Source organism: Geminicoccus sp. (assembly GCF_035556675.1).
Classification (GTDB): Bacteria; Pseudomonadota; Alphaproteobacteria; order Geminicoccales; family Geminicoccaceae; genus Geminicoccus.
Genome location: NZ_DATMFZ010000136.1, coordinates 1 through 8813, shown reverse-complemented (window position 1 = coordinate 8813; position 8813 = coordinate 1). Strand labels below are relative to the sequence as shown.

At 66.7% G+C, this 8813-nt stretch carries 7 protein-coding genes and 1 pseudogene; 2 read left to right on the top strand and 6 right to left on the bottom strand.

The features are described 5' to 3' along the window. Positions 1-440 (bottom strand): Arm DNA-binding domain-containing protein (locus VNS22_RS10685; RefSeq protein WP_325732208.1); only part of this gene is annotated, 440 nt, incomplete at its 3' end. Positions 441-1069: 629 nt separating this feature from the next. Continuing rightward, positions 1070-1969, bottom strand: coding sequence for a LysR substrate-binding domain-containing protein (locus tag VNS22_RS10680; protein ID WP_325732206.1), 900 nt, complete (start codon positions 1967-1969; stop codon positions 1070-1072). 137 nt (positions 1970-2106) lie between these two features. Between VNS22_RS10680 and VNS22_RS10675 the strand changes: the two genes are divergently transcribed. Further along, positions 2107-2505 carry a RidA family protein gene (locus VNS22_RS10675; protein WP_325732204.1) on the top strand — a complete coding sequence of 133 codons (399 nt, stop codon included), beginning with the start codon at positions 2107-2109 and terminating at the stop codon, positions 2503-2505. Next, on the top strand, positions 2506-3633 hold the full coding sequence (locus VNS22_RS10670) for an NADH:flavin oxidoreductase (RefSeq protein WP_325732202.1): 1128 nt from the start codon (positions 2506-2508) through the stop codon (positions 3631-3633). It begins immediately after the preceding gene. 706 nt (positions 3634-4339) lie between these two features. Here the strand turns inward: VNS22_RS10670 and VNS22_RS28545 are convergent. The 4 genes and pseudogenes from VNS22_RS28545 to VNS22_RS10650 form a co-directional block, all read right to left on the bottom strand. Next, positions 4340-4593: pseudogene (locus tag VNS22_RS28545) on the bottom strand (integrase core domain-containing protein); the annotation flags it as partial. Between the two features lie 434 nt (positions 4594-5027). Beyond that, on the bottom strand, positions 5028-5957 hold the full coding sequence (locus tag VNS22_RS10660) for a DUF2950 domain-containing protein (protein WP_325732200.1): 930 nt from the start codon (positions 5955-5957) through the stop codon (positions 5028-5030). Positions 5958-5974: 17 nt separating this feature from the next. Further along, positions 5975-7762 carry a DUF3300 domain-containing protein gene (locus VNS22_RS10655; protein WP_325732198.1) on the bottom strand — a complete coding sequence of 596 codons (1788 nt, stop codon included), beginning with the start codon at positions 7760-7762 and terminating at the stop codon, positions 5975-5977. Positions 7763-7776: 14 nt separating this feature from the next. Continuing rightward, positions 7777-8813, bottom strand: a 1037-nt coding sequence (locus VNS22_RS10650; RefSeq protein ID WP_325732196.1) for an AI-2E family transporter, incomplete at its 5' end; no start/stop codon positions are given.

Genomic DNA, 8813 nt, shown 5'->3' with positions numbered 1-8813 from the left:
TCCGTCCAGATCGGCCGCAAGACCTCCAGGACGTCCTTCGTCGCGATGCGCCGCACGTCCAGGTCACCCAGGATTGGATAGGCATAGGCCGCCAGCGTGGCACCCCATTGGTACGCGTGCTTGGCGTTGCGCCACCCTGGCCGCTTGCTTTCGATCAACGCCTCGGCCGCATCCCGGAAGGTCAGGACCGATTTGCGGCTTCGCTCGGCCAGCGGGTCGACACCCTCGGCCTTCATCGCCCGGGCCGCCTGGGCCTTCTCCCTGGCCTTGGCAAGCGACACGTCTGGCCAGCCTCCGAGGCCGAGGTCACGACGCTTCCCGTGCAGCTGGTAGCGTAGGACCCACGACCTGGCGCCGGTCGTTTTCACCACCAGCCGTAGGCCCGCGCCATCCTCGTAGATCCCGGGCCCGGCCATCTCGACCTTCCGGGCCGTCAGCATCCCAGACCGCCGCGCCATTCCGCGTTCCCACATTCGTTCCCACATTGAGGACCGGATTACCAGGAACGAGCGCGAACGCCAACGAACTGTGTCCGGGCTAACCCTCTGAACTGACGGCGGTTATGCGGATGGCCGCGAACGACCACGAACCTCGAAAAATGGCGGAAGGCGGACTTCCCCTCCGCCAGGCACCGCCGATTACCGCACAGATTAAGCGGATATTCCTTTTAATATCAGCCGGATAGATCGCCACGTCGCGATCGGCCCACGAGAGGGGTTCTCACATGCTCAGTCAGGTGAGGAGGCCCACTAATATAACCGCCGACGACGCGCCATGGCCTGCTTTGCTTTTGCTTGGGCATGACCGGATTAGGGCTGGGTGTCGCCGGTCAGGTCTTGGTGGCAGTTACGCAGATAGCTGCCCTTCTGCAGTCGACCTCATCTCGGTCACCCCAAACTCACCGACGGCTTCCCGAAAGCCGCCGTTCCCGCACGCCCAGTTGTCGGCGTGGTCGGCACCGATTCCAGACGGTCTGGTTTCTGGCAAATCTTGCGGTAAGGGGCAGTCAGCAACCGGCCAATGTTGGCTGTCAGCGCTGATGTCCTGCAGCCCAGAAGTGGCCATTCGTTCAGCTTTGCGGATAGAGGGCAACTGCGGCTTCTGCCCGTAGCCACTGCACGGTGGCAGCAATCTCGGGTGCAGCCTCACCTGTCTGTGTCAGAACGTGATGGCGGAAGCCGGCGATCAATGGGCCGAACGGTTGCACCAGTTGGCCAGCCGCGAGTTCATCCTTCACCAGCGCCAGGCTGGCCAGAGCGATGCCTTGCCCGGCGACCGCCGCCTGGATCGCATGGCTCTCGTCGGAGAAGCGGAGTTGGACGGGCTCCATGGGTTCCGTCAACCCAGCTTCGGCGAACCAGCGCGTCCATGTCGGATTGTCGGAATGCCGCCGCCGCCATTGGAAGTCGATCCGCGGCCACTGAGCGAAATCGGCAACGCTCGCGACCTTCAGCATCGGGTTGAAGACCGGCGCAAAGCGATCCGCGAACAGGGGCGTGACGGAAAAGCTCGGATAGGGGCCCGCACCATAGCGGATCGCGATATCGACCCCGGCCGAGTCGAGATTGACCACGTCGTCGGACGCCTGAAGCTGCAGGTCGATATCCGGATGCAGCGTGCGGAAAGCAGTCAGTCGCGGGATGAGCCAATGTGCCGTGAAGGCGATTGTGGCGGAAATCGTCACCTGCGCGCGGCTCCGGCGGCGCATGAGGCGCTCGATTACCTCCGCAAACGCATCGAAGCCATCCCGCAACACAGGATAGAGCTGCGCCCCGGCATCGGTCAGCACGACCTGCCGGGTACGCCGCTCGAACAAGACGATCCCGGCATGTTCCTCCAGCGCGCGGATCTGATGGCTGACAGCAGCGGGCGTCACGGCCAGTTCGCTCGCCGCCCGCTTGAAGCTGCCATGGCGGGCCGCGGCTTCGAAGGCGCGAAGCGCGGACAAAGGCGGGAGGTGTCGAACCATGGATGAATTCACCTAGTCTATCGAGTGACGATTTGGAGTTTGTCGTGAGTGCTTTAATGCACGATCTTCCAGTCATTAACCTGGGTATCGGTTAGTTTTTCTTAATCGTAGCCTCAGAATCCCAAGGAGTAAAAATGATGAAACTGGAACGTGTCGTCACCACGCCGGACAATTATGCGCCCTTCCTGCTGTCGCAGGGGATCAGGTTCGGTAATCTGCTTTTCGTCTCTGGTCAGGCTGGTGCGGGCGAGGACGGAAAGATCGTCGAAGGCGGTTTCCGCGCGCAGGGCGAACAGGCGTTCGCCAATCTACGCCGCGTGCTGGAGGCCGGCGGATCGAGCCTCACGGACGTCATTAAGGTGACGATTTTCGTCACCAACATGGGCAATTTCCAGGAGGTGGTCGAACTGCGCCGGAAATTCTTCTCCGAACCCTACCCGGCCGACACGATCGCCGAGGTCAAGGCGCTCTACAATCCCGCGGTGATGATCGAGATCGAGGCAATCGCCGCGATCCGCGATGTGGAGGGCAAGTGATTGGCCGCGTCCGCATCCACCGGGGAGCGCCCCGACACGGCACGCCTCTTCAATCCGCTGAAGATCGGGCAATTGGAATTCCGCAACCGGCTCGCGGTTGCGCCGATGACCCGTGTCAGCGCCACTGCGGCTGGCCATGCCACGGCTCGGATGAGCGACTATTATGGCGGCTTTGCCGAGGGCGGCTTCGGCCTTGTCATCACTGAGGGTCTTTACACCGATCAGGCCTTCTCGCAGGGCTATCTCTTCCAGCCCGGCCTGTCGGATGACACACAGTGCGAGGCCTGGAAACCGATCGTCGAGCGTGTCCATGCGGGCGGCGCGCGCTTCGTCGCGCAACTCATGCATGCCGGTGCACTCAGCCAGGGCAATCGCTTTCGTGACGACACGCGCGGTCCGTCGGCGATCCGACCGGTCGGGCATCAAATGGCGCTCTATCGTGGATCGGGGCAGTATCCGCTGCCAGTCGAGATGACCAAGGCCGAGATTGACGAGGCGATCGCGGGTTTCGCGGCGGCCGCGGTCCGCGCCCGCGAAGCCGGTTTCGACGGCGTGGAGATCCACGGCGCCAATGGCTATCTGCTCGACCAGTTCCTGACCGAAGGCGTCAACAGGCGCGCGGACGCCTATGGCGGCGGGGCTGCGGCACGCCTGCGGATCACGCTGGAGACAGCCGAGGCGGTTCGCGCTGCGGTTGGTCCCGACTTCACGGTTGGCATGCGGAGTTCACAGGGCAAGGTCAACGACTTCGTCCACAAATGGCGCGGCGAGGACGAAGCAGCCGAAATCTACGGCCTGCTGGGCCGGCTTGCGATCGACTATCTCCACACCACCGAGTTCGAGGCGTGGCGCCCAGCCTTCAGCGATGGCCCCAGCCTCGCCAGCTTAGCCAAGCGCCATAGCAGCCTGCCGGTACTGGCGAACGGGTCGCTTCACGATACGGAGCGCGCGACCGAAATGTTCTCTGAGCATCAGGTCGACATGATCACACTCGGCCGCGGTGCGCTAACGCATGCAGACTGGCCGCACCGGGTCGCGCAGGGTAAACCTCTCGCCGAGTTCGACCGCCGGATATTGTCGCCCCTCGCCGACCTCGACAACGTCGATCGTGTCCGGTCGAGTGGATAGCAGCGGTCCAACTGGAGCATTCCCGCGCGACAACCCGGTAAAGTCTGCTTCCATCGCGTTGTCGCCGAAGCTCGTTGACCAGATGAAAGACGGCTTTCCTGGCGTAGTGGCCCGAAACCTGCCAGTCCATTTCCCACTTCCTGGCCGCCATTCGAACCGGCAGGCAATGCGAGCGCTTCCAAGAAATCTTCGAAGCAGCTTAAACGGCAGGGGTTGTAAGAAAGTGGACATCTGACGGCTGTCAGGCAACTCAACGTTCATCTTGTACCTATTTTGGAGGGGCATGGATGACTAGGGAGTAGACATAGTTCTCATCGCTATCCCGCACGTCCCGCCAGATCCTCACTCTAAAACCTTGAAATCTTTAGCTGCCTACTGTGGATCTCTGACCCTGTCCCTGTATTCCGCAATCATCCAACGGTGGTTCAGGGCGAAGCTGCCGGACCCCCGGATCGTCGTCCACTCGACCTTAACCAGGATGCGGGCATCCTGCAGGCATGACGCACCTGCCCGACCTGCCTCGTCCTGTCATCAACCGCCGGTACCCAGCCCGAAAGGCTGGTGGACCCAACCTGCTCTTTGACCTGAACGAGCCGGTCCTCATGCGCGGCCTGCTGACCCAACTGCTCCACCATGCCGATCTGGTGGGCTCAACCGCCGTGGCCGTGCCGTTGTCCAGATCCGAGCCGCTGTGCCCGTCTGGCTGCTAGGTGTACGGTCCCGGGATGTGGTGTGACGGGGCGAGCCTGAACCGGTCGGGCTCTTTACCCAGGCTTGGCAGATAAACTCGTAGGGGGTGAGGCCACGCAGGGTCTTCAGGCACCGGGCATGGATGTAGGCATCGACGAACAACTGCAGGGGCGCCCTTAGCTGGCCGTGGCTGTCGTAGTGGTAGCGCTTGACCGTCGCATCCTTGATCGTGCGGTTCATGCGCTCGACCTGCCCATTGGTCCATCGATGGCCAGCAGGCCATCGCTCCGGCTCCTGCGAGGACCGCAGGCAGGCGCCGGCGGAGGAGGATGGGGCAGTCTGCTGCGAGACAAGGGTGGAATGGCGGCCCACATGACGCTGCAGAGCTCGAAGGGCCGTCGCGTCCGCACCCGGACGGCTACCACGGCCGCCTCCTTCAGCTCCGCCAGGACGGTGCTCTTCCGCTGCGCGGGGCCGGTCGGCAGGTCGAAGGTGGAGGAGCGCGAGCGTCATTTCCTCACCGTCTTCCGGTCGAGCCCGAGCTGGCGTGCCAGTGTGGCGGTCGGTTCCTGGGAGGATTGGATCTGGGCTCGGACGTGCGCCCTGGCCGTGGCGCTGCCGGGGAGCGCCCGTGCCATGGGATGTCCCCCACGATCTTTGCGAGATCGGGCCGTTCATGATACTCCGGGACCAAGCACCCGCGCCTAGTCTTCGACGGATTCCCACGCCGCGTCTGGATTGTAGGTCCGCATTTCCGGGCCGATTTTCCCGCTGCGCTCGCCCATGTCGCGCTCCAGCACGGTGCCGGCCTGGTTGACCACGAAGGTCATCACCCCGCTCTCGCCGTAGCGGGCCGGCCAGGCGACCATGGCGAAGCCGGCGATCATGTTGCCGTTGATGACATAGTCGTAGGCGCCGCCGGGGACGTTCTCGCCCTGCCGGGTCATGATCCGGTAGTGGTACCCGTAGAACGGCGTGCCTGCCTCCCGTCGCTCGGCGTCCACGCCGGCCTCGGCGAGGAAGGGGCCGAAGGGGCTGGGCGGATCGCCTTCCTCGACCGGCCAGTACAGCCCGTCATGGGTCCCGGGCGTGCTCGCCATCCTCTGCGCATATTCGAGCACCTGGTCGCCGTCGCGATCCTGGGAGGTATACTCGACCTGCGCGTCCACATAGGCGCGCAGGACGGCGATGGCCTCCAGCTCGTTGCGACCCACCAGGCGGTCCGCCAGGACCTCGACCCCTTCCTCGCCGTCGAAGCGCCAGCCATCCCCTTCCTTCACCAGCGGCGCCGGCAGCGGCCATGCCTCCAGCCCCACGTTGAGGATCAGGCGGTCGGCACCGTCGGGGACGAAGGACATGGACTGCCTGGCTGCCGCCACGAAGCGCTGCCGGTCCCGCTCATTGGCCTCGCCGCCCTGACCGGCGGCCAGATCGGCGAAAGCCTGGCCGAGGATGGCGACGAGCGTCGGCTGGTCCTGCGCCTCGAACGCCGCCACCAGCGCCTCGCCGGCCGCTTCGGGATCGGGAAAGACCCGCTGTTCCTCCTGGGCCAGCGCCGGCGCTGCGGCCAGCAGCAGCGGCAGGGCCAGGAGGATGTCCCGGCTCCAGTTCCGCTTCGGTCGTCCGCTCCACATCGTCGTCTCCCCCCTGCCTAGCGTCCGCGGCTGCCCCGGCCACGCTGACCTTGCGCCGCCGACCTGCCGCCCCGGCTGCCAGCGCCGGACAGCCCGCTCCGGCTGCTGCCGCGCGAGCTTGCGACCTGGCGCGAGGAGGACGGACGGCTGCTCACCGACTGGCTGCGCGTGCGCGAGGGTCGGCCGGCTGCCTTCTGCCGGCTCTTGGTGCCGCGGATCTCCTGCTTCCTGACGGTGGAGCCGCGTTCGACCCCGCCGAGCGCGCCGCGGCTCGCCTGGGTGGTGCCGACGCTGCGCTTCTTGGCCGGCCGACTGGCCTGCGCCGCCGAAGCCTGTCGCTGCCGGGGCAGGGAGGCCGTCTGCGTCTTGGGACGCGGGGCATTGGCCTGCGTCAGGCGCGGCTGGGTGCCCTGGCGGGCAGCCGGTGCTGCCGCCCGGGTCGAGACAGGCGAGGGGGTTCTGGCCCGCGCCTGCGCCCGCGTCGCCGCGGGCGCCACCTGCGAGCGCTGGGCCAGCTTGGCCTGCGCATCCTTGGCCTGCGCCCGACGCTCCTGATCACGCTCGACCTTGGCGGCCTGCCGGTCCTCGCGCGCCGCATTCGCGTATTGCTGGCGTTCCGTGCGTGCCTCGCTGGCCATCTGCTGGCGTTCCGCACGAGCTTCACCGGCGGCCTGCTGGCGTTCCCCGCGCGCCTCGCTCGCTGCCTGCTGGCGCTCGGAGCGGGCCTGTTCCGCATATTGCTGCCGCTCGCGCTGCAGATCCTCCCGGTTCTCCCCGACTTCCTGGGCTACATTCTCGAGATCATTCTCATCATAGTGGGAATGCCAGTCGTCATCGTCGTCATCCTCGCCGATGACATAGCCGAGAATGCCGCCGACCAGCGCACCGCCGGCAAAGGTCCCGACCGTGGACCAAGTGGAATCGGTCGCGGGATAGGCGACCGGTGCTGCATAGGTCACCGGCGCCGCATAGGCCGGGGGCGCCGCCACGGGCGCCGGGACCTGCTCGACCACCTGCGCCGGCGCGGTCTCGACCACATGCCCCTCTGCTGGTGCCGCTTCCGGCGGCGGGGCCGGCTCCTGGCTCGCTTCCACCGGCGCTTCCGCCACTGGTTCCTGGGGAGCAGTCTCCGCCTCCGTGGCGGCCACCTGGGCAGCCGGTGCAGCTCCTCCTGCCGCTGGCGTGGATGCCTCGACCAGGGCGGCGGGATCGTAGACCGGCACGTAGATCCCGGCGGGGTCGGCCGGCACGATCCGGATGATGCCGTCCTCGGTCACCACGGTCTGCCGCTCGTTGCTGACCAGGACACCGGCCGCCTGGAACTCCGAGCGGACCTGCTGGATGGAATCCTGCAGGTCGGGCAGCCGGGTCAGTACCGCCTCGCCCGTGGCCTGCACCCAGTCCAGATGCTCGTTCATCGCCTTGAGCACGGTCGGGAAGGCGAGGAGGTTCTGCACGGCGGGATCCCAGCGCGGGTCCGGCGCCAGCGTCGGGTCCTTCGCGTAATCGTCGAGGAAGCGGGCGGCCATGACGATGTCCAGCGGGACGACCGAGGCCTGCAGCACCGCTGCCAGGACCGGATCGGGAAACAGCGCCACCGGCGCCATCAGGACATCCAGATCGGCCGCCGCATCGCTGTCCGCGTCGGTTTCAGCCAGTGCCGCGGCCGGCGAGGCCGTGCCGGCCTCCGGCGCCTGCCCGGCCGGCTGGGCCAGTGCCGCCGGACTGGCGGAAAGGAGCAGGAGCATGGCCAGCACCGACCCGATGGAGGATGCCGACCGCTTCCCTTGGCCTTCGCGCGTCATCGACCTGCCTCCGGTCATGTCCGTGGATCCGATGCCGGCGATGGGTCCTTGGCGGGCCAGGATCCGAAGGATCCGCCCGGCCCTTTCGCCGCGACCCCGCCCTCGTCCGCCTGCACCGACGGGGTGGCGGTCTGCGGATGGCCGCCGTGCAGCCAGGCCAGGAAGAGCTGGTAGCCCAGCGCCAGCACGATCGGGCCGACGAACAGGCCGATCAGGCCGTGCACCAGCAGCCCGCCCAGCACGCCCAAGAGGATCACCGGCAGCGGCACCTCGCTGCCCCGGCCGATCAGGAGGGGCTTCAGCACGTTGTCGAGCATGGCGACGCCGATGCACCAGACGAGGTAGATGCCGCCGGTCAGCGTGCTGTCGGTCGAGAAGACATAGATCACCGTGCCCAGCAGCACGATCGTGGGCCCGATCTGGACCAGGCAGAGCAGGAAGCAGATCAGGGCCAGGATGGCCGGCCAGGGCACGCCGACCACCACGAAGCCGATCCCGGCGATGGTGGACTGGATGAGGGCGGTGCCGAACACGCCGCGCACCACGTTGCGGATGGTGTTCTCGGCGAGCAGCGCCAGCCCGGGCCCCCGTTGGCCTACCAACCGGGTCGTGATCTGGACGGCCGTGCGGTGGCCGCTGGCCGAGCGGGGCAGGATCAGGCCGGCGATCACGGCGGCGGCGATGAAGTTGAGCAGGCCCAGCCCGAGCCCGGCGGTCAGGGACAGGAGCCAGCCGGCGAGCAGGACGAGTTGCGGCTGCACTTGCTGCACTGCCGTGGCGAAGCTGCTGGAGGCCAGGGTCCAGAGCTGGAAAAGCTTCGGGCCGACCAATGGCCAAGTCGCGAGCTCTGGCGGCGGTGCCGGAACGACGATGCTGTTCGACGCGACCTTGCCCGCGAGCTCGCTGAGATTGCCGACCAGGATGGTGGTCAGCATGGCGACCGGGGCGATCAGCACGACCAGGATCAGCAGGGTGAGCAGGCTGGCCGCCAGCCCGCTGCGCCCGCCCAGCCCGTTGCGGATGCGCACGAACCCGGGATGGGCGGCGACCG

What these genes read in the sequence shown, in the direction of transcription:
- VNS22_RS10655 (WP_325732198.1), bottom strand. Translation starts at nt 7,762, where the DNA reads ATGACGCGCGAAGGCCAAGGGAAGCGGTCGGCATCCTCCATCGGGTCG.
- VNS22_RS10680 (WP_325732206.1), bottom strand. Translation starts at nt 1,969, where the DNA reads ATGGTTCGACACCTCCCGCCTTTGTCCGCGCTTCGCGCCTTCGAAGCC.
- VNS22_RS10675 (WP_325732204.1), top strand. Translation starts at nt 2,107, where the DNA reads ATGAAACTGGAACGTGTCGTCACCACGCCGGACAATTATGCGCCCTTC.
- VNS22_RS10660 (WP_325732200.1), bottom strand. Translation starts at nt 5,957, where the DNA reads ATGTGGAGCGGACGACCGAAGCGGAACTGGAGCCGGGACATCCTCCTG.